The organism is Acinetobacter sp. WU_MDCI_Abxe161 (assembly GCF_025514355.1).
GTDB classification, from domain to species: Bacteria; Pseudomonadota; Gammaproteobacteria; order Pseudomonadales; family Moraxellaceae; genus Acinetobacter; species Acinetobacter pittii_E.
This window is the reverse complement of sequence record NZ_JAHPTU010000005.1, coordinates 102,807-127,623: the sequence shown is the minus strand read 5'-3', so window position 1 is coordinate 127,623 and position 24,817 is coordinate 102,807. Positions and strand designations below refer to the sequence as shown.

The 24,817-nt window shown below is 40.8% G+C and carries 25 protein-coding genes; all 25 read left to right on the top strand.

Features of this window, described 5'->3' with window-relative positions; all coding sequences use genetic code 11:
- Window positions 1-10: 10 nt before the first annotated feature.
- Window positions 11-2,194 (top strand): carboxy terminal-processing peptidase, encoded by a 2,184-nt coding sequence (locus KTI78_RS07515; protein ID WP_262445675.1) that lies wholly within the window; start codon window positions 11-13, stop codon window positions 2,192-2,194.
- 138 nt (window positions 2,195-2,332) lie between these two features.
- Window positions 2,333-3,619, top strand: a complete 1,287-nt coding sequence (locus tag KTI78_RS07510; protein WP_262445765.1) for a glycosyltransferase family 4 protein — start codon at window positions 2,333-2,335, stop codon at window positions 3,617-3,619.
- Between the two features lie 24 nt (window positions 3,620-3,643).
- Complete coding sequence (locus KTI78_RS07505) at window positions 3,644-4,195, top strand: phosphatase PAP2 family protein (RefSeq protein WP_316249979.1); 552 nt, start codon at window positions 3,644-3,646, stop codon at window positions 4,193-4,195.
- A 99-nt stretch (window positions 4,196-4,294) separates the two neighbouring features.
- Window positions 4,295-4,495 (top strand): Fe-S cluster assembly protein IscX, encoded by a 201-nt coding sequence (iscX, locus tag KTI78_RS07500; RefSeq protein WP_004698764.1) that lies wholly within the window; start codon window positions 4,295-4,297, stop codon window positions 4,493-4,495.
- A 113-nt stretch (window positions 4,496-4,608) separates the two neighbouring features.
- On the top strand, window positions 4,609-5,040 hold the full coding sequence (ndk, locus tag KTI78_RS07495) for a nucleoside-diphosphate kinase (protein ID WP_003654870.1): 432 nt from the start codon (window positions 4,609-4,611) through the stop codon (window positions 5,038-5,040).
- A 123-nt stretch (window positions 5,041-5,163) separates the two neighbouring features.
- Window positions 5,164-6,399, top strand: coding sequence for a 23S rRNA (adenine(2503)-C(2))-methyltransferase RlmN (rlmN, locus tag KTI78_RS07490; protein WP_002115097.1), 1,236 nt, complete (start codon window positions 5,164-5,166; stop codon window positions 6,397-6,399).
- 14 nt (window positions 6,400-6,413) lie between these two features.
- Complete coding sequence (gene pilW / locus KTI78_RS07485; protein WP_199936991.1) at window positions 6,414-7,214, top strand: type IV pilus biogenesis/stability protein PilW; 801 nt, start codon at window positions 6,414-6,416, stop codon at window positions 7,212-7,214.
- On the top strand, window positions 7,205-7,996 hold the full coding sequence (locus KTI78_RS07480; protein ID WP_016142242.1) for a helix-turn-helix domain-containing protein: 792 nt from the start codon (window positions 7,205-7,207) through the stop codon (window positions 7,994-7,996). Before pilW ends, KTI78_RS07480 begins: the two co-directional genes overlap by 10 nt.
- 21 nt (window positions 7,997-8,017) lie before the next feature.
- Window positions 8,018-9,133, top strand: a complete 1,116-nt coding sequence (gene ispG, locus KTI78_RS07475) for a flavodoxin-dependent (E)-4-hydroxy-3-methylbut-2-enyl-diphosphate synthase (RefSeq protein WP_004698760.1) — start codon at window positions 8,018-8,020, stop codon at window positions 9,131-9,133.
- Window positions 9,130-10,422 (top strand): histidine--tRNA ligase, encoded by a 1,293-nt coding sequence (hisS, locus tag KTI78_RS07470; RefSeq protein WP_016142240.1) that lies wholly within the window; start codon window positions 9,130-9,132, stop codon window positions 10,420-10,422. The genes ispG and hisS overlap by 4 nt, the downstream gene beginning before the upstream one ends.
- 28 nt (window positions 10,423-10,450) lie before the next feature.
- A complete protein-coding gene (locus KTI78_RS07465; protein WP_016142239.1) occupies window positions 10,451-11,149 on the top strand; it encodes a YfgM family protein in 699 nt (232 codons plus the stop codon).
- On the top strand, window positions 11,149-12,294 hold the full coding sequence (gene bamB / locus KTI78_RS07460) for an outer membrane protein assembly factor BamB (protein ID WP_262445674.1): 1,146 nt from the start codon (window positions 11,149-11,151) through the stop codon (window positions 12,292-12,294). Before KTI78_RS07465 ends, bamB begins: the two co-directional genes overlap by 1 nt.
- Window positions 12,295-12,483: 189 nt before the next feature.
- Window positions 12,484-13,893, top strand: a complete 1,410-nt coding sequence (gene der, locus KTI78_RS07455) for a ribosome biogenesis GTPase Der (protein ID WP_005066184.1) — start codon at window positions 12,484-12,486, stop codon at window positions 13,891-13,893.
- A gap of 196 nt (window positions 13,894-14,089) precedes the next feature.
- Window positions 14,090-14,704, top strand: coding sequence for a beta-ketoacyl synthase chain length factor (locus KTI78_RS07450; protein WP_262445673.1), 615 nt, complete (start codon window positions 14,090-14,092; stop codon window positions 14,702-14,704).
- Window positions 14,689-15,492, top strand: coding sequence for a lysophospholipid acyltransferase family protein (locus KTI78_RS07445; RefSeq protein ID WP_239968877.1), 804 nt, complete (start codon window positions 14,689-14,691; stop codon window positions 15,490-15,492). Before KTI78_RS07450 ends, KTI78_RS07445 begins: the two co-directional genes overlap by 16 nt.
- A 1-nt stretch (window position 15,493) precedes the next feature.
- On the top strand, window positions 15,494-15,754 hold the full coding sequence (locus tag KTI78_RS07440; protein WP_000067033.1) for a phosphopantetheine-binding protein: 261 nt from the start codon (window positions 15,494-15,496) through the stop codon (window positions 15,752-15,754).
- Between the two features lie 5 nt (window positions 15,755-15,759).
- Window positions 15,760-16,014, top strand: coding sequence for an acyl carrier protein (locus tag KTI78_RS07435; RefSeq protein ID WP_080649511.1), 255 nt, complete (start codon window positions 15,760-15,762; stop codon window positions 16,012-16,014).
- Window positions 16,011-16,565, top strand: a complete 555-nt coding sequence (locus KTI78_RS07430) for a septation protein IspZ (RefSeq protein WP_016142235.1) — start codon at window positions 16,011-16,013, stop codon at window positions 16,563-16,565. Before KTI78_RS07435 ends, KTI78_RS07430 begins: the two co-directional genes overlap by 4 nt.
- Window positions 16,566-16,574: 9 nt before the next feature.
- Window positions 16,575-18,233 carry an AMP-binding protein gene (locus KTI78_RS07425; RefSeq protein ID WP_262445672.1) on the top strand — a complete coding sequence of 553 codons (1,659 nt, stop codon included), beginning with the start codon at window positions 16,575-16,577 and terminating at the stop codon, window positions 18,231-18,233.
- Window positions 18,234-18,235: 2 nt separating this feature from the next.
- Complete coding sequence (locus tag KTI78_RS07420) at window positions 18,236-18,976, top strand: glycosyltransferase family 2 protein (protein ID WP_262445671.1); 741 nt, start codon at window positions 18,236-18,238, stop codon at window positions 18,974-18,976.
- Between the two features lie 2 nt (window positions 18,977-18,978).
- Window positions 18,979-19,905 carry an acyltransferase gene (locus tag KTI78_RS07415; protein WP_262445670.1) on the top strand — a complete coding sequence of 309 codons (927 nt, stop codon included), beginning with the start codon at window positions 18,979-18,981 and terminating at the stop codon, window positions 19,903-19,905.
- Between the two features lies 1 nt (window position 19,906).
- A complete protein-coding gene (gene hutH, locus KTI78_RS07410; protein WP_262445669.1) occupies window positions 19,907-21,442 on the top strand; it encodes a histidine ammonia-lyase in 1,536 nt (511 codons plus the stop codon).
- 9 nt (window positions 21,443-21,451) lie between these two features.
- The gene (locus KTI78_RS07405) at window positions 21,452-21,880 is read left to right on the top strand and encodes an acyl-CoA thioesterase (RefSeq protein WP_000542808.1); all 429 of its coding nucleotides are present in this window, start codon (window positions 21,452-21,454) and stop codon (window positions 21,878-21,880) included.
- Window positions 21,880-22,509: a LolA family protein gene (locus KTI78_RS07400; RefSeq protein ID WP_262445668.1), complete on the top strand. Its 630-nt coding sequence runs from the start codon at window positions 21,880-21,882 to the stop codon at window positions 22,507-22,509. The genes KTI78_RS07405 and KTI78_RS07400 overlap by 1 nt, the downstream gene beginning before the upstream one ends.
- Window positions 22,484-24,799, top strand: coding sequence for an MMPL family transporter (locus tag KTI78_RS07395; protein WP_262445667.1), 2,316 nt, complete (start codon window positions 22,484-22,486; stop codon window positions 24,797-24,799). Before KTI78_RS07400 ends, KTI78_RS07395 begins: the two co-directional genes overlap by 26 nt.
- Window positions 24,800-24,817: the final 18 nt, after the last annotated feature.

The window sequence follows — 24,817 nt, the reverse complement described above, 5'->3', positions numbered from 1 at the left end:
TTAAAAATTTATGAAACTTCAAACTATAGCTTGTGCAGTAGCGATCGCGACTGGCGGTTTATTCTTCTCTCATACGATGAATGAAGCAAGAGCAGCAACCAATACTGCTGCGGTTTCTCAATCAATCCAGCCAACGCAAGAACAAGCTTTGGTAGCTCGCCAGCTGGCAACTTTAGTTGATCGCCAACATTATTTAAATATGCGTCTGGATGCGACGACATCAAATCGTATTCTCGATATGTATTTAGATAGTCTTGATCCAGATCACTCACTATTTTTAGACGCTGAAGTTCAAAATTATAAAAAACTCTATGGTTCAAATTTTGGTGCTTCATTAAAAGCGGGGAATTTAACTGGACCGTTTGCAATTCATCAGCAATATCGTGAACGCTTAAAACAGTTTTATGAGTTCATGCTAGCTGAATTGAAACAACAGCAAAATTTAAAACAGCCAAATAGTTATATTGAAGTTGATCGTGAAAAAGCACCGTATTTTAAAACGACAGCTGAGCAACAAAATCATTGGCGTAAAATGTTGGTTTCACAGTTAATCAACTTAACCATTAGCCGTGAAGAAGAGCAGGCGAAACAAAAAGCGCTTAAAGAAAATCCTTCACTTGCTAACGGTCAGGACTTAACTGGCCCAGAAGATTTAACGCCAGCTCAAACGTTAACTAAACGTTATACACGTCAGCTTGAAAGAATTAGTCGTGTGAAAAGCGATGACGTCTTGGACAAAACATTAAATGCAATGTTGGCGACCTATGATCCGCATAGTAACTATTATCCGCCAATTGATGCGATCGAACTAAATCGCCAAACCACCTTACAACTCGAAGGTATTGGTGTGTCGATTCGTCCAGAACGCGGCAACGAAGATTACACCAAGATTGAAACTATTGTAGAGGGTGGTCCTGCAAGTAAGTCTGGTCAAGTTAAATCAGGAGATCGAATCATTGGCGTCGCTCAAGAGGGTGAGAAAATGGTTGATGTGATTGGTTGGACAAGTTCTGAAATTGTTGGACTCATTCGTGGTAAACGCGGAACAAAAGTCACATTAAAACTTCTTGGTGCCGGTGCATCAATGAGTCAAGCACGTAATGTGACTTTAGTGCGTGATGTGATTCAAGAGGAAGACGCTGGCGTTCGTTCACGTACAGTTGAAGTAACACGTGATGGTAAAAAGCATGTGTTGGGCGTAATTGAAATTCCATCATTCTATTTTGACTACCGTTCACGTCGTGCAGGTCAACAATACCGTTCAGTTTCTGAAGATACTGCAAATGCTTTCGAAGCGCTAAAAGCGAAGAAAGTAGAAGGGATTATTATTGATTTACGTAATGACCCGGGTGGTTCATTAGAAGAAGTTGCACGCATGTTGGGGCAGGTGATTAAATCTGGTCCGGTTGTGCAAATTCGTGATGGCAATGGCAACGTAAGTGTTTTTGAAGACAACGATGGCGGCCAACAAATTTATACAGGTCCCCTCGCTGTATTGGTGAACTTGGCGTCGGCTTCAGCAAGTGAGATTTACTCTGCTGCCATTCAAGACTATGAGCGCGGTATTATTATTGGTAGTACAACAACTGGTAAGGGTACAGCTCAGGTACAACTTGATACTCTTGCATACGGTCAAGCGACTTTAACTCAACGTAAGTTCTATCGTATTACGGGTGGTAGTACACAAAATAAAGGTGTAGTGCCAGACATTAAACTCGTCGATATCTATAACGAAGAGTTTGGTGAACGTAAATCGAAGAATGCGTTGAAGTGGGACACAATTCCTACTGCACCATTTAAGCGTGAAGGTTCTGTTCAGCCTTATGTGACAAAGTTGTCTCAATTCTCTGAACAACGTATTGGCAATGATGCTCAGTTTAAATATCTAAATAAGCGTACTGCGATTGCTAAGGTAACAAGTGATCAAAAACAAGTGGTACTTGATATTGATAAGCGCCGTGCTGAATTACTTGGTTTAGAGAAACAAACTTTAGATGCAGAAAATGAACGCCGTGCTGCAACTGGTCAAAAGCCTTTTGCAAATTGGGAAAGCTATCAAGCTTCATTGGATGCTCTAGCTGAATCTCGCGCTAAAATGAAAGCATCACAACGTCCTGCATTACCAGAAGAAGAAACTTTTGTGACTGAGGCTGCAAATGTACTTATGGATTATGCAAAATTGCAAAATCGCTAAATATTACTAGGTCTTAAGAGAAAAGCATGCTGTTATCAGTGTGCTTTTTTTATTTTTCATGTCAGTAAACTGTCACGCATTTATCATCAAATTGTCAAAAAAACTGCTTAATCTTTAAGCATGAAAATAAATACACTGATGGATGGCGCTATGCAAAGCTCATACGCGACAGCACTATTAAAACAACAGCAACTTCCTGAAAGCTTCCAATCCTTTTTTAAACAAAAGCAACTATCTAATACGCATTCACTGCATGATTTAGTGCGTCCACGTTTAAAAATTGCAATTGTTACTGAAACTTGGCCACCTGAAATCAATGGTGTGGCACTTTCATTATTGCAATTATGCCAAGGTTTACAGAAACAGGGGCATAAGATTTTATTGATTCGCCCAGAGCAAAAAGCGAAATGCCAAGACTTTACGCCAGAGCAAGAGTGTCTGGTGATGTCGCAGGCGATTCCAAAATATCCGACTTTACAGTTTGGTTGGCCACAATATTTAAAAGTATCGAAAGCTTTTGAAAAATTTGTGCCCGATGTCGTTCACATTGTGACTGAAGGGCCGTTAGGCTTAACAGCCATGCAAGCTGCTAAAGCAAAAGCTATTCCAATTTCGAGTGGCTTTCATTCCCCATTCCAAGATTTTAGCCGATTCTTCGACTTGGCTTTTTTAGTCAAACCAATTCAAAAATACTTGTGCTGGTTTCACAATAATACGCAAGTGACCTGTGTGCCGAGTAAAGATACACAAGAAGCATTACGAGGTTTTGGTATTACTTGCCCGCTGGTTGTGGTTGGGCGTGGCGTAGATACAATAAGATTTTCACCGAAGCATCGCTCTGAACATTTGCGAAAACAATGGGATGCTGATGAGAATACTCGCGTTATGCTTTACGTGGGGCGTTTATCTCCCGAAAAAGAAGTGCAAGTGCTCATTGAAAGTTATGCCAACCTACAAAACATTCAGCCACATAAAACTAAATTAGTTATTGTGGGAGATGGCCCAGATTTTGCTCGGTTAAAGTCACTACCTGCAGCGAAGGATGTTATCTTTACCGGAAGTCTGAGAGGGCAAGATTTGGCAGCCGCCTATGCGAGTGCAGATGTATTCGTTTTTGCGAGCCAAGTTGAAACGTTTGGTAACGTAGTTTTAGAGGCGATGGCAAGCGGTTTACCAGTTATCGCGTATGATTATGCATGTGCACATCAATATTTAGCCCATGGTGTGAATGGCTGGTTAAGCCCACTTGGACAAATAAACCACTTTATACAACAAATTTATCAGCTTCCTTCAGTACAACAACTTAGAGAAATGGGCGTACAAGCCTGTCATAAAGTACAGCAAAGCGGTTGGCAACTTCCGGTTCAGCAATTGGAGCAGGCATTTTATCAGGTAGTGAAGGAGCCCTCGTTGGACTTCACCTAAGTATCCTAAGATAGGAGAATGACCATGAAACTTAAGAATGCAAAAATAAAAATACTCGATTTAGATTTGAGAGGCTGTTTATATCTTAATAATTTCTCTCACTCACAGCGTGTTGCCCTTTTTTTCAAAATTATCAGTCGTGTTGGTGATGGTCCATTTTGGTATCTGATGCTGGCAATCGTGTGGGGAATGCAAGGCATCACCTATAGCTTGCAAATCATCTACTTGTTATTAGGTGGTTCGGTCGGAACAGCAATCTACAAATTTTTAAAACATAAAACAACGCGACCGCGTCCTTATCAGGTGCATCAGGTGATTGTACTCGGTGAAAGACCACTTGATCACTTTAGCTTTCCATCGGGTCATACGCTTCATGCGGTTATGGTGACGATTGTGTTGGGTTATATCCAGCCAGTTCTACTCGCAGCTATGTTCCCATTTATGGTGCTGGTCGCTTTGTCTCGGATGGTGCTGGGCCTTCATTACCCAAGTGATGTAATCGTAGGTGCCTTAATTGGTGCAGCAGTCGCTGCGATGATTATTTTTATAGCGCCATTAATGAACATCGCTTTATAGGCATCGGTAATTTTTATCAACTTAAGCTATCGATTAGGTTTGTGGATTTGCTAAAGTACACAGTTCGTGATTTAGCAGATTAAACAGATAGGAGCCGCTATGGGCTTACGTTGGACAGATACGATTGATATTGCCATTGAATTGTCAGAAGCACATCCAGAAGTTGATCCGCAATGGATCCGTTTTACCGATTTACATGCATGGGTGTGCGCATTACCAGACTTCAGTGATGACCCAAATAAATCGACAGAAGGATTGCTAGAAGGCATCCAGATGGCCTGGATAGACGAAGTTCGCTAAAAACAGTAGAAAAAATCGCAACTTTTACACATTCAAAGCTGATTATTGCCTATGACATCGGTATAATGCGGCAAATTTTTTAATGTTTAAATTTTAAAATAAAGGAGCCACTCATGGCTATTGAACGTACTTTGTCTATCGTAAAACCTGATGCAGTGTCTAAAAACCACATCGGTGATATTTTTGCTCGTTTTGAAAAAGCGGGTTTAAAAATTGTTGCGACTAAAATGAAACACCTTTCTCAAGCTGATGCTGAAGGTTTCTATGCTGAGCATAAAGAACGTGGTTTCTTTGGTGACTTAGTTGCATTCATGACTTCTGGTCCAGTTGTAGTATCTGTTCTTGAAGGCGAAAATGCAGTTCTTGCACACCGTGAAATCTTAGGTGCTACAAACCCTAAAGAAGCTGCTCCTGGTACGATCCGTGCTGACTTCGCTGTAAGCATCGACGAAAATGCTGCTCACGGTTCTGACTCAGTTGCTTCTGCAGAGCGTGAAATTGCTTACTTCTTTGCTGACAACGAGATCTGCCCACGCACTCGTTAATCGAAAGCATTCAAACCAGATAAGTGGTATACTACTTATCTGGTTTTTTTATTCTCTCAAGAGAATATTGTTTGATTCTTGAACAATATCTTCAGTTTTTTGACATGGTTTAGGTAAATACACATGAGTTCTGCAGTGGTCGTTTCATCTGAAAATCTTGATGGACAGCAGCAATCTTCGTCCACGCCGGTAATCCCTGCTGCCGAAAATAAAGTGAATTTGCTCGGCATGTCTCGTCCTGAGTTAGAAAAATTCTTTGAAGATATTGGTGAGAAGAAGTTTCGTGCCGGACAGGTCATGAAATGGATACATCAATACTTTGTCACTGATTTTGCTGAAATGACCAATATTTCAGGTAAATTACGTGCAAAGCTTGAACAGATTTGTGAAATTAAAGCACCTGAAGTGGTTCACCGTCATTATTCAAAAGATGGTACACGTAAGTGGGTGTTTCGCGTAGGTGAGGGTGCAGGTTCTTTAGTTGAAACTGTATTAATTCCTGCCGAAGATAAAACTGGATTACGTAAAACACTTTGTATTTCTTCTCAAGTGGGCTGCGCATTAGATTGCTCGTTTTGTTCGACAGGTAAACAAGGTTTCCAACGTGATTTAACGCCAGATGAAATTATTGGGCAACTCTGGATGGCAAACTATTCTTATATGGAAGAAGTGCCTGTTGCCGAGCGTGAGCGTTCAGTGACCAATGTCGTGATGATGGGTATGGGTGAGCCACTGCTCAACTATGATGCCGTATTAAGCTCAATGCAGATCATGCTTGATGACTTTGCTTATGGCATGTCAAAACGTCGTGTGACTTTATCAACGTCTGGTGTTGTACCAAAAATTGACCAGCTTGCAAAAGATATTGATGTGGCTTTAGCAATTTCCTTGCATGCACCAAACGATGAGTTACGTAATGAGCTTGTGCCAATTAATAAAAAATATCCATTGGCTCAGTTAATTGCAGCATGTCAGCGCTATATTGCCAAAGACGGTAATGAAAGTACGCGTAAACATGTGACCATCGAATATGTGATGTTAGAGGGCGTAAATGATCAGCCTGAACATGCACAGCAAATGATTAAATTATTAAAAAATTTACCAAGTAAAATTAACTTGATCCCATTTAACCCATTCCCGCATGCACCATATGGTCGCTCAAGCCGAAATCGTATTATCTCGTTCCAAAAAACTTTGTCTGATGCCGGATTTGTGTGTACGATTCGTCAAACACGTGGTGATGATATTGATGCTGCATGTGGACAGCTAGTGGGTCAGGTGGCTGATAGAACCCGCCGTGCTGAACAGTGGCAGAAAAAAGTGACACAGCGTCAAGAGATTTTGCGTACACAAGGATAAATTGAGGGCAGGCTTTGAGTATTCCAAAGTTAAAAACGGTCTTATGTATGGGGATTGCAGTTGCATTTCTGGCAAGTGGTTGCCAGACAACGCATACGCAAAAAAAAGACCCAGAAAAAGCAGTAAAAGTGCGTACACAACTTGCTGCTGAACATATCCGTTCTGGTGACTTGGACTCAGCAAAGCGAGCTCTTGATCAAGCTTTAAGTGTAGATAGCCGCGATGCAACAGCAAACATGATGATGGGGATTTTGCTACAGCAAGAAGGTAGCAAAACCAACTTAGAAAAAGCAGAACATTATTTTAAACGAGCAATTTCATCTGAACCGGATAATGCTCAAGCACATAATAATTATGGTACTTATTTATACCAAATGGAGCGTTATAATGAGGCGATTGAGCAATTCCGTATTGCTGGCGCAACATTAGGTTATGACCAACGCTATCAGGCATTAGAAAATCTGGGGCGTATTTATTTAAAATTGGGTGATGTTGTGAATGCTGAAAAAACATTCAAACAAGCACTCCTTGCTAACCGCGACTCTTATATTTCAATGTTAGAGTTAGCGGAAATTTTTTATTTGCAGCAGCAGATTCCGGCTGCTACACAAATGTATGAGCAATATGTTCATACAGTGGGGCAGAAAAATCAGGGTGCAAGAGCACTTTGGATTGGTGTAAGAGTGGCTCGAGCCAATGCGGATAAAATGGGAACGCAAGCGTTAGTAAACCAATTACGTGCCTTGTTCCCGGAAAGTCCAGAATATCAACGTTATTTGCAATTACAGTATAGTACTGAGGCCGTATGGAAATAAATCCTAATTCACAGCAGCCAACTGGCTCAAGCTTACCGACTTCTGCTTTAGGAAATATTCAACGTCCTGGTGAGTATTTACGTCAAATTCGAGTTGCTCAAAATAAAGAGTTAGGGCAGGTTTCTTCAGATTTAAATATGCCGGTTAAGACTCTGACCGCTTTAGAGCAAGATGATTATAAGTCATTGCCGGAAGCGACTTTTATTAAGGGTTATTACCGTTCATATGCGAAATATTTAAATACAGATGCGACGGCAATTATTCAGCGCTTCGATGAGATTTATGCAAATGATACGGGCCTTTTACCAAATCATGCTTTAAATAACTCGCCAATTAAAATCATGGGCAAACTCCCGGGTTCTAATAGCGATCGTAATAAAAAATGGTTAAAACGTGCACTGCTTGCTGTTGTAATTCTTGCTGTTGTGTCATTGCTTGTTATGGGTATCCAAAAATGGACTTCAAAGAAAGACGATGCAGATTTACCTAAAGTAAATCAATCGAATGTTGAAGTTTTACCTATGCAGGGAAGTACCACCTCAACAGTGGGTGACCAATTAGTGTTAAACTTTAACCGACCAACTTCTGTTCATATTGTTGATGCAACAGGTAAAGTTTTGGCGACAGGTCGTCAGTCATCAACTTTAAGCTTAAATGGTGAGTCTCCATTCCAGATTCGTCTTGATGATGCGACAGCTGTGTCATTAAGTCTAAACCAAGAACAGATTTCATTGTCTCCATATACGGTAAACGGTAAAGCAGAATTCCGTTTATCCCGCTAATACCATGAGTTGAGCGATACAATGATAGAGAACCCAATTAAACGTCGACCAACACGTAAAATCCGTGTTGGTTCGGTGTATGTCGGTGGCGATGCACCTATTAGTGTGCAAAGTATGACAAATACCGAAACTTGCGATGTCGATGCAACCGTGGCTCAAATTGAGCGTTGTGTTGATGCAGGTGCTGATATTATGCGTGTTTCGGTCCCATCTATGGAGGCTGCTGAAGCATTTGGTGCAATTCGTAAGCGCGTTTCAGTACCTTTGGTTGCAGATATTCACTTTGACCATAGAATTGCCTTAGCTGTTGCAGATTATGGTGCAGACTGTTTACGTATTAACCCTGGTAATATCGGATCAGATCAGAAAGTTCGTGAAGTCGTTGCAGCGGCACGTCATCATGGCATTTCTATGCGTATTGGGGTCAATGCGGGTTCTCTAGAAAAAGATTTACAAAAGAAATATGGCGAGCCTACCGGGCAAGCACTTCTTGAATCAGCTTTACGTCATATTGATATTTTAGACCGTCTTGATTTCCATGAGTTTAAAGTTAGTGTAAAAGCCTCAAATGTGTTTTTAACCATGGATGCTTACCGCTTGCTTTCTCAGCAAATTGATAATCCATTACATTTAGGCGTAACTGAAGCTGGTATTTACCGTACAGGTACTGTGAAATCAGCAATTGCCCTTGGTGGATTATTGATGGAAGGTATTGGCGATACGATGCGTATTTCGCTTGCTGCCGAACCAGAAGATGAAATCAAGATTGGTTTTGATATTTTAAAATCACTTGGGCTTCGTTCTAACGGGATTAACTTTATTGCTTGCCCGAGTTGTTCTCGCCAAGAATTTAATGTTATTCAGGTGATGCAAGCGTTGGAAGAACGTTTGGAAGATATTCGTACTCCAATGGATGTGTCGGTAATTGGCTGTAAGGTAAACGGTCCGGGTGAAGCAAAAGAAGCTGATATCGGGGTTGTTGGGGCTGCGCCTCGTTCATTGGTTTATCGCAATGGTGAAAAAAGCCATCTAATCGATACCGATCAATTGGTTGATGAAATCGAAACAATGGTTCGTCAACGTGTCCAAGAGCTTGAAGAAGCTAAATCTAAAGAAATTATTCGTAGTTCATCATGAGTTCAATCGTCGCAATCAAAGGTTTTAATGACATCTTGCCAACGCAAACAGTAGCGTGGAGACGTCTCGAGCAGCATTTAGCATCTTTAATGGATGCTTATGGATATCAACAAATTCGTTTGCCGATCGTTGAACAAACGGGTTTGTTTAAACGTGCTATTGGTGATGCTACCGATATTGTCGAAAAAGAAATGTATACCTTTTTCGATAAAGGCAATCCACCAGAGTCATTAACCTTACGTCCGGAAGGTACGGCAGGTTGTGTTCGTGCTTTAGTTGAACATAACTTGTTGCGCGGTGCGACGCCACGTGTGTGGTATATGGGGCCTATGTTCCGTTATGAGAAGCCACAAAAAGGACGTTATCGTCAGTTCCACCAGTTTGGCGTGGAAACTTTCGGTGTTGCGACTCCTGATATTGATGCTGAATTGATTATGTTAACTGCTCGTTTATGGAAACGTATGGGCGTTGCAGATAAAGTTCAGCTTGAATTAAATACTTTGGGCGAAACTGATGAGCGTACAGAGTACCGTAATGCATTGGTTGCGTTTTTAAACGAGCATAAAGATGCGTTGGATGAAGACTCACAGCGTCGTTTAACAACAAATCCATTACGTATTTTGGATTCTAAAATTGAATCTACCCAGAAAATTCTGGAAAATGCGCCAAAATTACATGACTTCTTAAAAGAAGAAAGTTTAGATCATTTTAAGCAGTTACAAGACTATTTGACTGCTGCTGGCATCCAATTTGTCATTAATCAGAAGTTGGTGCGTGGTCTAGATTATTACAATAAGACTGTTTTTGAGTGGACAACTACTGCTTTAGGTTCGCAAGGTACTGTATGTGCTGGCGGTCGCTACGATGGTTTAGTTGGTCAGCTAAAAGGTAAGCCAGATCAATCTGTACCTGCTGTTGGTTTTGCGATGGGTATGGAGCGTTTATTGCTTCTACTTGAACAGGTTGAACAGGCAGAAGTTATTCGTGATTGCGAAGTCTTCTTGGTTGCAGAACCTGCTTATCAAACCAAAGCTTTGATTTTAGCGGAACAATTACGTGACCAGTTAGAAGCTGCAAATAGCAGTATTCGAATCAAAACAGGTTCGCAAGGTAGCATGAAGAGTCAGATGAAAAAAGCTGATCAGGCTGGGGCTGTTTACGCCATGATTTTGGGTGAGCGTGAATGGGAAGCGCAGCAACTTGCTATCAAAGAGTTGGCAACAGCTGAGCAGTCACAAGTTGCACTGGCTGACCTTGTACCATTCTTAATTGAAAAATTTACAAAATAAACTGAAACATCTGGAAAAGGACAATCACATGAGCTTAAGTGATGATGAACAATTCGACAGCTTAAAGTCGTTCGCAAAAAAATATGGTTCTGCCATCATTAGCGGGATTCTCATTGCATTGATTGCCTTTTTTGGGTGGGAATATTGGCAAAAAAGAAATCTTGCAAGCAGCCAAGTAGAAACTGCAAAAGTACAGCAGTTAATGGATGAGGCAAATGCGAGTGCTGATAATCCTAATGCTTTAACTTCGGTAACTGCATCGGCAGATAAGATCGTAAAAGATGATATCGATTCTGTTCAGGCCATACAGACTCAATTTGTATTAGCAAAATTAGCCTATGAAAAACAGGACTATGCAGCAGCTGAAAAAGCGTTGAAGAAAGTTGAAAATTCAAAAGTCAAAGATGAAGGCTTGATTCAGGTTGTAAAATTGCGTTTAGCAGATGCACAATTGGCGCAAAACAAATATGATGAAGCACTAAAAACCTTGTCTGGTAATGTCGATCCTGCATTTAAAGCAACAGTAGAAGAGTTACGTGGTGATATCTTTGTTGCCAAGAAAGATATTGATTCTGCTAAAAAAGCGTATCAAGCTGCATGGGATTCGTTACTGGAACGTAAACAAGAGCGACAAATTTTACAAATTAAACTCGAAAGTGTTGGCGTTTTAGTTGAAGATCCACAGATTGAGCGCCCAATTTTGGAAACACAGGTGGAAGAGTCTTAATGAATCAGAAATTCAAACTGCCTTTGGCAATTGCAATCGCATCGGCTGTACTAGTGGGATGTTCTAGCAACAAAGTAAAAGAAGCAAAACCAAATCCACTACCGAAATTGACTGAGTCGAAAAAGACTCTAGTACCGGTGTTTTCGCGCAGTGTTTCTTCTACTGATAAGGCAGATCCGTTACGTTTGCAGCTTGATGCAAGTGAAGGCGTAGTTTTTACGCTTGATCCAAAAGGTGAAGTTGCCGCATATCGTGGTAAACAACGCCTTTGGGAGAAAAAAGTCAGCAAATTAGGCTTAAGCTCTGGTGTTGAGGCTGCTGAAGGAATTGTTGTTGTTGGTAATAGTAAAGGTCAACTGTTTGCATTAGATCAGGCAACAGGTGAGCAGAAGTGGACAGCACAGTTGTCTGGTGCATTATTAAGTCCTTCTTTAGTTCAGTCTGGACGTGTTATTACCGTTGCTAATGATGGTACTGTGTTTGCTCATGATGCTGCTTCAGGTCAACAAGTTTGGGCGTATAAATTACCAAATGTCCAATTTAGTTTACGTGGACAGGCATCACCAGTGAGTCTTGATCCGCGTACTGTATTAATTGCATCTGCGAATGCATATGTTTATGCAATTGATACCATTAGTGGTATTCCGCGTTTCCAGCGCCGTGTTGCGGTAAGTGAAGGTCGTTCTGATATTCAACGTTTAATTGATATTGATGGTGATCCTGCTGTTGCCGGACAGTTTATGGTAACGACTAGTTTCCAAGGACAAGTGACCGTAACTGACCTAGCTTCTCAACGTGTAGTTTGGAGTGAAGACTCAAGCAGCACGAAGCGCCCAGAAGTGTATGACAACAAAGTATTTGTTTCTTCTACAGATGGTAAGTTAACGGCTTATGATTTAACGACAGGCGAACAGATTTGGCAAAATGATAGTTTGTTAAACCGCCATTTAAGTAACCCGGTTGTGTTGGGTTCGGACCTTATTGTTGGTGATTTAGATGGAGTATTACATCTTGTTGATCCAGCAACAGGTAAGCTAATTGGTCGTTCAAAAACAAGTGGTGAGGTCAATACATTACGTGTTATTGAGAACCAACTTTACGTTTCGACCAGAAAAGGCGATTTAAGTATTTGGCAGAATCGTTAATTTCGTTTGCTTGTGCTAAAATAGCCGCTTAACAAATTACGCTGTTAAAAAAATATCGGGGTGTTTGAATTAAATCAGTTCAAAGCCCCGTCTTTTATTATGGTCATATCTGACCTTAAAATATATCTCCTGTATTGTTTCTAATGCTCATGCCATGAGATATGGCTGGTCTTGAATTAAGGTTATTGTATGAAACCCGTTATTGCGCTCATTGGTCGTCCGAATGTCGGAAAATCAACGTTATTTAACCAGATTACCAAGAGTCGTGATGCACTTGTAGCCGACTTCGCGGGCCTGACTCGTGACCGTAAATATGGTGATGCGACTTATCAAAATAAGTCTTTCATTGTCGTTGATACTGGCGGTATTGGTGAGAGTGAAGGCGGTATTGATAACTACATGGCCGAGCAGTCAAAAACAGCGATCAACGAAGCAGATATTATTATTTTTGTGGTTGATGCTCGTGCTGGATTGTTAGCTTCTGATGAGCAAATTGCTCGTGAACTACGTACTTTAGGCAAGAAAATTTATCTTGTTGCGAATAAGGTAGACGGTGTTCATGCTGAAGCAGCTTTAGTTGAGTTCTATAAACTTGGTATGGGTGAACCATTACAAGTTGCCGCCAGCCATGGTCGTGGCGTACAGCAAATGCTGGAAGACGTACTTGCTGAAGTTCCAGAAGATGAAAACCCTGAAGAACATGACAAAGATACTGGCTTACGTTTAGCAATTATTGGTCGTCCTAACGTTGGTAAGTCAACACTAGTCAACCGTTTGCTTGGTGAAGACCGTGTGGTGGCATTTGACCAACCAGGTACAACTCGTGACTCTATTTACATTCCATTTGAACGTGAAGGTCGTAAATACACCTTAATTGATACAGCGGGTGTGCGTCGTAAAGGTAAAGTTGATGAAATGATTGAGAAATTCTCAATTGTTAAAACTTTGCAAGCCATGAAAGATGCACATGTTGTCGTGGTTGTAGTCGATGCGCGTGAAGGTATTGTTGAGCAAGACTTGCATTTAATTGGCTATGCGCTTGAAGCTGGTCGTGCCATGGTTATTGCCATCAATAAATGGGATAACATGTCTGAATATGACCGCAAGCAATGTAAGCTTGATGTTGAACGTCGTTTTGACTTTATTCCATGGGCAAAAATCCATTTAATTTCTGCTTTACATGGAACAGGGGTGGGTGATTTATATCCTTCTATCCACCGTGCTTATGAGTCTGCAAACTTAAAAGTATCACCAGCTAAATTGACTCAAATTTTGAGTGATGCGACAGAAGCTCATCAACCACCAATGATTAGCGGTCGTCGTATTAAAATGCGTTATGCGCATATGGGTGGACAAAACCCACCGACTATTGTGATCCACGGTAATAAGGTTGATAAGACACCTGCCGATTATCGTCGTTACTTAGAAAACGTGTTCCGTAAAGTATATAAACTTGAAGGTACGCCAGTTCGTATTGACTTTAAAACTTCTGAAAACCCATTTGAAGGTCGTAAGAGTCAGGTTGATGAACGTACTGCTGCACGTCGCCGTCGCTATATTCAGAAATTTAAAAAAGCAGAGAAAAAATTTAATCGTTAAGTTTTTTTCTGTTCAAAAACCCAAAGTTTTCTTTGGGTTTTTTTTGCAAATAAATGAGCTAGTCCGAAGAGTTATGAAAAAGTGTGAGTAATAAACGTAATTTTTTGTAAATTTTATAACGAATGCTATAATCAGCATCTTTATAAAATAATTTATATTTCGACAGAATAACGCGGCTTAGGGTTCATTTTTTAGCATGGTAACATTACATCTTGCTCAGCTTATATTTACACATGCTCAGCCCTCCTATACGGCTCTTGACTGCATCCCGGCTATGCAGCGTAGACGTTTATCACTATTGGCTAAACTTGCTTTAAATAGTGCGATCGGCGCATTAGAGGGGAGTAAGGCCGATTATATTGTTTGGGTATCAAAATATGGTGATGAGGCCAAAACGTTAAATATCTTGCAAGACGTTTTAAATGATCAAACTCCATCGCCTACACAATTTTCAACGTCTGTTCATAATGCAATTTCTGGTCTCTATTCAATTTTATGTCAGGATGATACCCCCTCTACAAGCTTAAGCTGTTCATGGACTGAGGGTTTGATTGAGGCTTATGCACTTTTAAAGTCAATGTCTGAGATTAAGCGGGTCTTAGTTGTCGCTTATGATGAACCATTACCTAGTATTTATGCTGAGGCAATCAATTTTCCTGCCTATGCGATGGCAGCCGTCGTTACTCTAGAGCAACCTAATTTACAAATTACTGCGTGGACGCATATAGATGAAGCAGATGCTCCTGCTTTTGCTCATTTTTGGCAGGATGCTGACCAGTTAACATCTGCATTTGGGTGGAACAAATGCTAAATCTTAAAAATCTCAAGCAAAAAAGTAATTATTGCTGGCGTGTGGCTGCTACTGGTTTTAGCTTTGCCAGTTTTGGGCTAGGCGGTATGGCCATTGCCTCAGTGATTGCACCCGTACTCAATGCAACCACTTCTGATCCACAAAAGCGGCAGCAACGTGCGCAAAATGTGATTAAGCATAGTTTTAAAGGCTTTACCGACATGATGGTCAAACTCGGCATCATGACGTATTCGGTAGAAGGGTTAGAAAAGCTACAAAATAGTCGCCAAGAGTTGGTGATTGCCAATCATCCGACTTTGATTGATGTTGTAGTACTAATTGGTATGATGCAGCAGGCTAATTGTGTCGTGAAGCAATCTCTTTGGTCGAACCCATTTACTAAAGGACCGGTACAAAGCGCAGGTTATATTTTAAATGCAGGTTCTCAGCAGTTTGTAGAAGACTGTGTAAAGCGTCTAAAAGAAAACAATGCGGCTTCTCTTTTAATTTTTCCGGAAGGAACGCGCACTGAAAAAGGGGTGACCCTAAACGAGTTTCAGCGAGGCGCAGCCAATATTGCCATTCGTGCAAATGTACCAATTCGCCCAGTAATTATTACTTGTACACCATCTACGTTAACCAAGAATGAAAAATGGTATCACGTACCATCTCAACCGTTCCATATTGAGGTTAAGGTGTTAGATGCAGTACAGGTATCAGATCTGTTAGATGATTTAACAGTAGGACCTAAACAAGTTCGTCAGTTAAGTCGTAGTTTTTATAAAATTTTTGAAGAAGAGTTATCTTGAAATGAGCAATCTTGCTGATGAACTAAAGCAAATGATTATTGATGTTCTAGCACTAGAAGATATTACTATTGCCGATATTGATACAGAAGCTCCATTATTTGGAGAAGGTCTAGGATTAGACTCAATTGACGCACTTGAGTTGGGACTGGCTTTGAAAAAGCGTTACAACATTCATTTAAATGCAGAGTCGGATGAAACCAAACAGCATTTTAAGTCAATCCAGAGCTTGGTTGCTTTAGTTGAAGCACAACAGAAGTCATAAGGAGCGTGATGATGTTATCTCAAGAGCAAGTACTAACTAAACTCCGCGAATGGATGGAAGATTTGTTTGAAATTGAACCGGAGTCTGTTCAACTCGATTCGAACCTTTATTCTGATCTTGATGTAGACAGCATTGATGCGGTCGATTTAGTTGTAAAAATTAAAGAGTTAACAGGCAAGCAAGTAAAGCCTGAAGACTTTAAAAATGTGAGAACCGTGCTTGATGTGGTGACGGTTATTCAGAATATGACTGCTGAATGAAGTTTGTTCTTAAAGGGATAATGACGGCACTTTTTGTGCTGTATCCCTTTATTGTGGGCTGGAGTTTGACGCATGGCCAATTTGTCTGGGTGAGTGCGTTACTCATCGGGTTAGGTGTGATCAGACTTTTTAGCAAAGGCAACTCGTTATTATGGCCATTAACAGGGTTTGCTATCGTTTGCGGCGGTCTAAGTTTATTGTTACATGACCATGCTTGGCTAAAGTTATATCCAGTGGGTATGAGTTTAGGCGCATTAATTATTTTTGCGCTGACACTGATTAAGCCGCCATCTATGATTGAACGCTTTGCCCGACTCGTTGAACCTGATTTACCTGATTCTGGGGTGCAGTGGACCAGACAGGTGACTAAAGTTTGGTGTGTTTTCTTTTTTTGTAATGCACTGATTGCTTTAAGCACTGTGCTTTTTACCTCAACTCAGGTTTGGGTCATTTATAATGGCTTTATTTCTTATGTGCTGATGGGCATTTTGTTCCTTGGTGAATTTATTTTGCGCAAGCGACATCAGCGTTTGCATTCTTCAAATCATTAATTAAAAACTATGTATTGCCATTTTCAGAAATTCATCGATTCAGCTCAGCCACTTTGTATAGACGGTGCTCTGCACTCGACCAGTTTTAATTACTTTTGGCAGGATGTGGCCTTACAAGCTACTGCAATTGCTCAAATGGAAAATCTAACTTGGGCTTTATGGGAAGCAGATAGCTATGAATTTCTGGTTTTATTCTTTGCTGCTTTGCTAGCGAAAAAACAAGTACTTTTACCACCAAATCGAGTACGTGAACTAGAACAGGATTTTGCAGCACAGCAGATTTATTTTTTAAAGCGCCAAAATACTGAAAAAGTTGTTCCTTTATCTTTAACCTTAGACGATGCTTTTTTAGAGCAGGCGCAACTCTATTTTTATACATCTGGTTCAACTGGTGAACCTAAAAAAATCCCAAGAACACTCAAACAATTACTCAACGAAGTTCAAGGGTTGAGTCAGAGCTTTAGTTTTGATGAAAATGCAATTGCGATTGCAACTGTTAGTCATCAACATATTTATGGATTACTGTTTAAGTTACTACTACCACTTGCTACTGGTCGAAGTTTTTATGTGCCTCAAATGGCATTCCCAGAAGATGTGGTACAAGCTCAAAAACAATTAGAAACGTTGGGATTAAGCAATTATTTGATCTCAAGCCCTGCTTTATTAAAACGCTGGACAACCGATGTTGTTTTGCAACACTGTCAAATGGTCTTTAGCTCTGGTGGTAAGCTAGACAGTGGTATTCGTCCTTACTTAAACCGTCCGATTATTGAAGTTTTGGGAAGTTCGGAAACGGGTGGTATTGCCCATCGTGCTAAAGATGAAGATGCTTGGACTGCGTTTAGTAATGTGGCTATTCGTATTGAAGACCAACAGCTCATCGTAAAAAGTAACCATGCTTTTGAGAATGACTGGATTACTACAGGTGATGGCGCAGCATGGACAGATGCAACATGTCAGACCTTTACGCTGATGGGACGTACAGATCGAATTGTAAAACTTGAAGAAAAACGTTTGAGTCTAGATGCGATTGAACAAAGTATTCAGGCTTTAGAGGTTGTAAAACATTGTCATGCACTTGTATTTGAACATGAGCAACGCCAAATGTTGGGTTGTATTGTTGTTCTGACAGAACAAGCTCGTGAGCAGTTACAACAGCAAGGTAAGTCCGCTTTTGTTGGTCATTTAAAACAACAGTTGAAAGATAGCTTGGAAACGATTGCGATTCCACGTCAATGGCGTTTCCTCAGCCAGTTACCACAAAATACTCAGTCCAAACTCAATAAAAACTATTTGAAAACTCTATTTAAGCCTATGTTACAACCCGTGGTGCTGTCACAGTCTCAAAATTCAGATGACTATATTTGGGAGTTAGAATTTCCACCTGAATTAGCATGTTTTAAAGGGCATTTTCCAACGCAACCGATTTATCCTGGAGTTGGGCAGATTGGTTTTTTACAACATTTTGCTAAATCAATTTGGTCTGATTTGAGCTGGTGTCAGGGATATGAGCAGTTAAAATTCCAAAACCTGATTCGTCCTTATGCTGTGGTACAACTTAAGCTTGCTCGAAAAGAGCATAAAGTAATTTTTGAACTACGTGATTCAGAACAGATTCTAGCTTCAGGACGACTATTATTTGCTTTGCAAACAGAAGCAGAGGGTTAAAAATGCAGACCAACTACGGCTTTGTTGTTCCCGTTTATAATCATCCACATTATTTAGCAGATTTGATTGCTTATCTGGATAGTTTCCATTTACCGATTGTGTTGGTCAATGATGGCAGTGATGCTGCATGTAGCCAAATTTTAAAAGCATTGGCAGAGCAATACTCCCAAATTCATCTTATTGAACATGAGGTAAATCAGGGTAAGGGGCAAGCCGTAATGACTGGTTTACGTGTAGCCTATGAGCTTGGGTTAAGTCATGCATTACAACTTGATTCGGATGGTCAACACTGCTGGGATGACATTCCAAAATTTATTGAGCAGTCTCGGCAACATTCCGATGCAATGGTGATTGGTCAGCCATACTTTGATGCCTCTATTCCTAAAAAGCGCTTATATGGCCGTTACATTACCCATTTTTGGGTCTGGTTAAACAGTTTGTCTTTTGAAATTAAAGACAGCATGTGCGGGTTTCGCGTGTATCCGCTTGAGAGCACAATTAAGGTGTTGAATAGTGCTAAATTTCAGCCACGTATGGGCTTTGATAGTGAAATTTTAGTACGTTTAAAATGGGAAAATACCTCTTTTATTAATGTACCAACACCTGTGGTTTATCCAGAGCAGGGAATTTCTCATTTTCATGCTTGGCGAGATAACTTAGGGCTAAGCAAAGCGCATGCAACTTTGTTTATGGGCATGTTGATTCGCTTACCGAAGCTATTAAAACAAAAGCTGCAAGGTTGACTATGACAGATTCAGCTTCACCAAAATGGAACGACATTAAAGAGCGAGGCGGTATGCTGCCCCTTATGCTGATGTTGTGGTTTTACCGTTTTGGTGGACGTTGGTTATGCAAGTTGGTGATGTACTTCGTCATTATGTGGTACTGGTTATTTGCTGCCACAGCAAGACAGGCTTCCTTACTTTATTTACAAAAACTGCATCATTTTGCTGGATCCCAGTCGCCGTTTAGCCACCAACCAAATTGGACAAATAGCTACGCGCATTTCATGCAATTTGGCGAATGTATTTTAGATAAGATTGAAGGCTGGCTAGGCAATATTCCCGAGCAGGAACTACAAGTTTTTGGACATGAAAACTTCTCTCAGCATTATCAAAAAGGTGCTCTGATTATTGTCTCTCACTTTGGCAATATTGAGTTGCTTCGAGCAATTAAGTCAGAGCATCCACAGAAAATTAATGTGCTGGTTTACCAAAAGCACGCGACCAAATTTAATGAGTTTTTGAAAAAAATAAATGATAAGGCAGATGTGTGTCTTTTATCAGTTGATGAGCTGGGTATTGAAACTGCAATGCTATTGCAAGACAAGATGCAACAAGGTGAGTGGGTCATTGTGGCGGCAGATCGAGTGCCTGTGCAGTCAGATCGTGTACAGCAAATTGATTTTTTAGGGGAGCCAGCATCCTTCCCTCAAGGTGCATGGATTTTAGCAAATTTACTCAAAGTACCTGTTATCGCAGTGTTTTGTTATCGAATGCAACAGCAATTTCAAGTGCATATTCATTTAATTGCTGAACAGATCAATTTACCGCGTGCTAACCGTATTGAAAGTATGCAAACCATCACTAAAACATACGTTGCCGTTCTAGAACAGCATTGTCTGCGTGCTCCTTATCAATGGTTTAATTTTTATAATTTTTGGACGAAATAACATGCGTGTGTTAACCGTAGGTGAACAGCCACTGAGTATTGAAGATGTCGTTTCTGTAGCCAGAGGCGAATGTCAGGTTGCTTTACCTGAAACGTCTGAGTGGCGTGAACTGATTCAAAAAGGAGCTGATTTTCTCGATCAGCTCCTTGAAGAAGAAGGGGTTATCTACGGTGTGACTACGGGTTACGGTGACTCATGTTTGGTTGAAGTGCCATTACATCAGGTTAATGAACTACCGCTGCATCTTTCACGCTTTCATGGTTGTGGTTTAGGCGAAAATTTAGATGTCATCACTGCACGTGCAGTAGTTGTGACGCGTTTATGCTCGTTAGCTCGTGGTTATTCAGGCGTGTCTTTAGCTTTGCTTGAACGTCTGACGTGGCTGCTAAATGAAAATGTAATTCCAGTCATTCCATCTGAAGGTTCAGTCGGGGCAAGTGGTGACTTAACGCCGTTGTCTTACATTGCGGGAACATTAGTCGGTGAGCGTGATGTCTATGTTGATGGACAAATTGTTCCTGTTGCTCAAGTCTATGCTGAAAAGAATATGCAGCCTTTAACGCTCAGACCTAAAGAAGGTTTGGCGCTCATGAATGGCACAGCGGTGATGACAGCGATTGCTTGTTTGAACTATAAAAAAGCAGAGCAAATTGCACTCGCAAGTACTTTAATTACCGCCCTGAATGTATTGGTGCTAGAGGGTAATCCTAGTCATTTTGATGAAGTACTGTTTGCACAGAAACCTCATCCGGGACAGCAGCAAATAGCAAAGCAATTACGTGATTGGCTGAATAGTGAAGTACAAACGGCACATCAAAGTCCGCGTTTGCAAGATCGCTATTCATTACGCTGTGCGCCGCATATTATTGGTGTGTTTGAAGACTCAAAAGTATGGTTACGTCAGTTTATTGAAAATGAGCTGAATTCAAGTAACGATAACCCATTGATTGATCCAGTTGGTATGCGTGTATTGCATGGCGGTCATTTTTACGGTGGGCATATTGCACAAGCAATGGATAGCTTAAAAATTATGATTGCCAATATTGCTGATTTGATGGACAGACAGATTGCACAGTTGGTTGACCACAAAATGAACCATGGTTTGCCACGTAATTTAACGGGTGCGACAGCTGAACGTTTACCACTCAATCATGGTTTTAAGGCGGTACAAATCGGAGTGTCAGCGTGGACGGCTGAAGCCTTAAAAAACACTTTGGCAGCTTCAATTTTTTCACGTTCAACCGAATGTCATAACCAAGACAAAGTCAGTATGGGAACCATTGCTGCGCGTGATGCGAGCCGTGTGATTACCTTGACCCAGCAGGTCATTGCAGCACTTTGCTGCGCGAGTGTGCAGGCGATTCATTTGAAAGGTTTAACGGCACAGCTCAGTCCGACATTGCAGGCATTTATGCAATGGACCTTACAAAGCTTTGCATTTGTCGAAGAAGACCGACCATTACAAACCGAACTACAACAGATTGTTGATCGTTTAGACCAACTTGAATTGTTTAATCAACCAGAACTTATGGGATAAGGTGAGCCAATGCATGCAGATGTAATCATTGAAATTCCATTTCATGATGTCGATACCATGAATGTGGTTTGGCATGGACACTATTTAAAATACTTTGAGATTGCGCGCTGTAAATTGCTCGATCAATTTCATTATAACTATATGCAAATGAAAGAATCAGGCTATGCATGGCCTGTGATTGAAAGCCATGTTCGCTATGCATACGGTATTGAGTTTGAACAAAAGATTCGGGTTCGGGCTATTTTAAAAGAATGGGAAAACCGTTTGAAAATTGATTATTTGATTTTTGATGCTGAATCTGGGAAACGTTTAACCAAAGGTTATACCACACAGGTGGCGGTGAATATTGAAGCCCGTGAAATGTGTTTTCAGTCACCTCAAGTTTTGTTTGATCGTTTGAATGCGTGGTCTGAGTTTCAACCGAAGAGGAATGCGTGATGTCTAAATTCATCAAAACTTTAGGTTTAGGTGCAGCTGTTTGGATGAGCAGTTTAAGTGTAGTCTATGCAGCACCAGCACAAATTACTCAAATTTTTCAGCAATTGTCACAGTCTCCTACGGTTCGTGCTGATTTCGAACAGCAAAAAAAATTGCCATCGTTGAATAAAACTTTTGTATCGAACGGCTCTTTGTTGTTCTCAAAATCTTATGGTGTAGCATGGCAAATCAAACGACCTGTACAAGCAGATTTGATTGTTACCCCAACCAAATTGGTACAGAAAACTCAGCGGACATTTAGCCAAATACAAGTTGATCAATCGCCATATAGTTCGGTCGCGACTTTATTCTTACAGCTCATGTCTGGTAATGAACAGGCTTTGGCAAAGAATTTTAATGTGGTAAGTGCGACTTATAGTCCAGCGGGTTGGAACATGAGCTTAACTCCGAAAAGTAGCTTGTTTAAAAAGTTATTTGTGCGTGTTGATGCTCAAGGTCAACAGTACGTCAACCAAATCGTGATTACCGAGAAAGCGAATAATTTAACGACCATTCGCTTTAGTCACCAGACTTCTCAACCGACGACTCTAACGGCTGCTGAGCATGCGATTTTCCAACTGGCAAAATAGGTTCACCGCGCTTTGGTTAATTGCTCTGCTACTGATCGCTGTGGGGCTTGGCGTGACGTGGCTGAATAAAGATATTCATATTCAAACCAATATTTTTGCTTTATTGCCTAAAGTACAGCAAGACCCAGAACTTGCACGTACTCAGCAGTACATGAATGAGCAACTCAACAATAAAGTATTTGTGGTGGTAGATGCCAAAGATGAGGCTGCGATACAACAAGCGACTCATTTCTTAACAGCGCAAGCGAAGCAAAGTGCGCTATGGCAGCCACTCAAACCACAGCTAGATTTTGACCAGTTTGCAAAACAGTTGTATCAACATCGAGCAGGGTTGTTGAGTGCTCAAGATCAAGCCTTATTGCAAAAAAAGGATTATGCTGCGCTGACTGAACAAAGTCTGATGCAGATGATGAGTCCAGGCATGCCTGTCACTGCTGAGTCACTGAAGCAAGACCCGCTATTATTGTTCCCTCGTTATGCCATGCAGTTGGCAACTCCGTCACAACAAGATATTGAAATGGAGCAGGGTTTTGCCACAATTCATCATGAGCAAGGTATCTCTCGGCTTTTCGTATTACAGTTGACGCAAAGCCCATACAATATTGATTATCAAGAACAGACCTCTATTTGGATTGAGCAAACTAAGCAAAAGTTAGCTGCAATGGGATTAAAATCTCATTGGACTGGAACTATTTTATTTTCAAATTTTGGGACGCAATCGGCTAAACAGGAAATCTCAACCATTGGTGTTGGCTCGACACTGGGCTTAATTTTTCTGGTTTGGTTCGGCTTTCGCTCACTGCGACCTTTGGCGACCGAGTTTATTGCAGTTTCGACTGGAAGCTTTGTGGCGTTTGCGGTCACACATTGGGTGTTTGGTGAAATTCACTTAATGACATTAGTGTTTGGTGCAAGTCTGATAGGTGTCTGTGTCGACTTTTCATTTTATTTTATGGCGATGCAATCGCAGCATAGAAAGCTTGGTGGTTTTCAAATTTTAAAACCGCTATTACCAAGTTTGTTTATGGGCTTAATGACCACATTAGTTGCTTACATCTTTTTGAGTTTTACTCCGTTTCCTGGATTCAAGCAGATTGCAGTCTTTTCAATTGTGGGATTAACTGCGGCGTGGATCAGTAGTGTTCTATTATTACCAAGATTACCTGCACTCAATGCCCAGCCAGCAATAAAAGCACTGTCGTGGATTGGACAAGCACGCTTATGGTTTCAGCAACGAACCAAAGTTCGTTATGGCTTGATTGCAGTTATTTTAGCAATAGGTACGGCGAGTCTTTTCTATCTTAAAAGTAACGATGATATTCGTAACTTACAAGGTATGGACGCGAGCTTAAAACAGCAGGACCAAGCGGTTCGTGAGCAATTTGGTCAGCAACAAAGCAGTGATTATTTTGTGGTACGTGCAGCATCTGCAAATGAAATGCAGCAACAAGAGCAGCAACTGATTGGACACTTGCAACAGTTACAATCACAAGGGAAAATCAATGCATTTCAAGCTTTGGGTCAATGGATTCCACCATTGGCAGAGCAGCAAAATAATCTACAATTATTAAGAAATATTCCAAAAGCGACTTTGCAGCAATATGCACAAAGTATGGGGCTAAATGTTAATGATGTTTTACATTGGCAACAGCAACTAGCGACACAACCACTATTAGATTTTTCGGTATTTAAAGATCATCCTTTAGCTTTTCTACAGCCTCAATCTAATGAACGATTAGTGATGGTGACAGGGGTAAAACAGCCTGACGTGTTAAAGCAGCTTCAGAATGAGCACATATATTTTCAGCAACCGATTACTGCAATGTCACAAATGTTTGCCGAACATCGAGTGCAGGCTCAACATCTTCTGATTTATGCCTTAATTGGTCTGGCGATTGGTTTAGCACTTATTTATGGACTATGTTCGATTGTGCCCTTGGTTCTGCCAGTCAGTTTGGCTTTACTAAGCACTTTTGCTGTTCAGGCATGGTTAGGTGTCGAGATTAACCTGTTTAGTATTATGGCGACTTTCCTGATTATTGGGATTGGCGTTGACTATGCAATTTTCTACCGACATGGACATGATCACCCGCAAGTAGTTGGAATGGCATTATTTTTATGTATGATGTCGACTTTACTTGGCTTTGGATTACTTTCATTTAGCCATACTTATGCAATTCATTGTTTTGGTTTAACGGTTTTATTCGGGGTTATTTTCTCATTTATCTATGCGACTTTGTTAACCCCCGCAGATGAAAAACATATCGTGAATTTACAAGACCATTCATAATTTGAATAAATTAAAAAG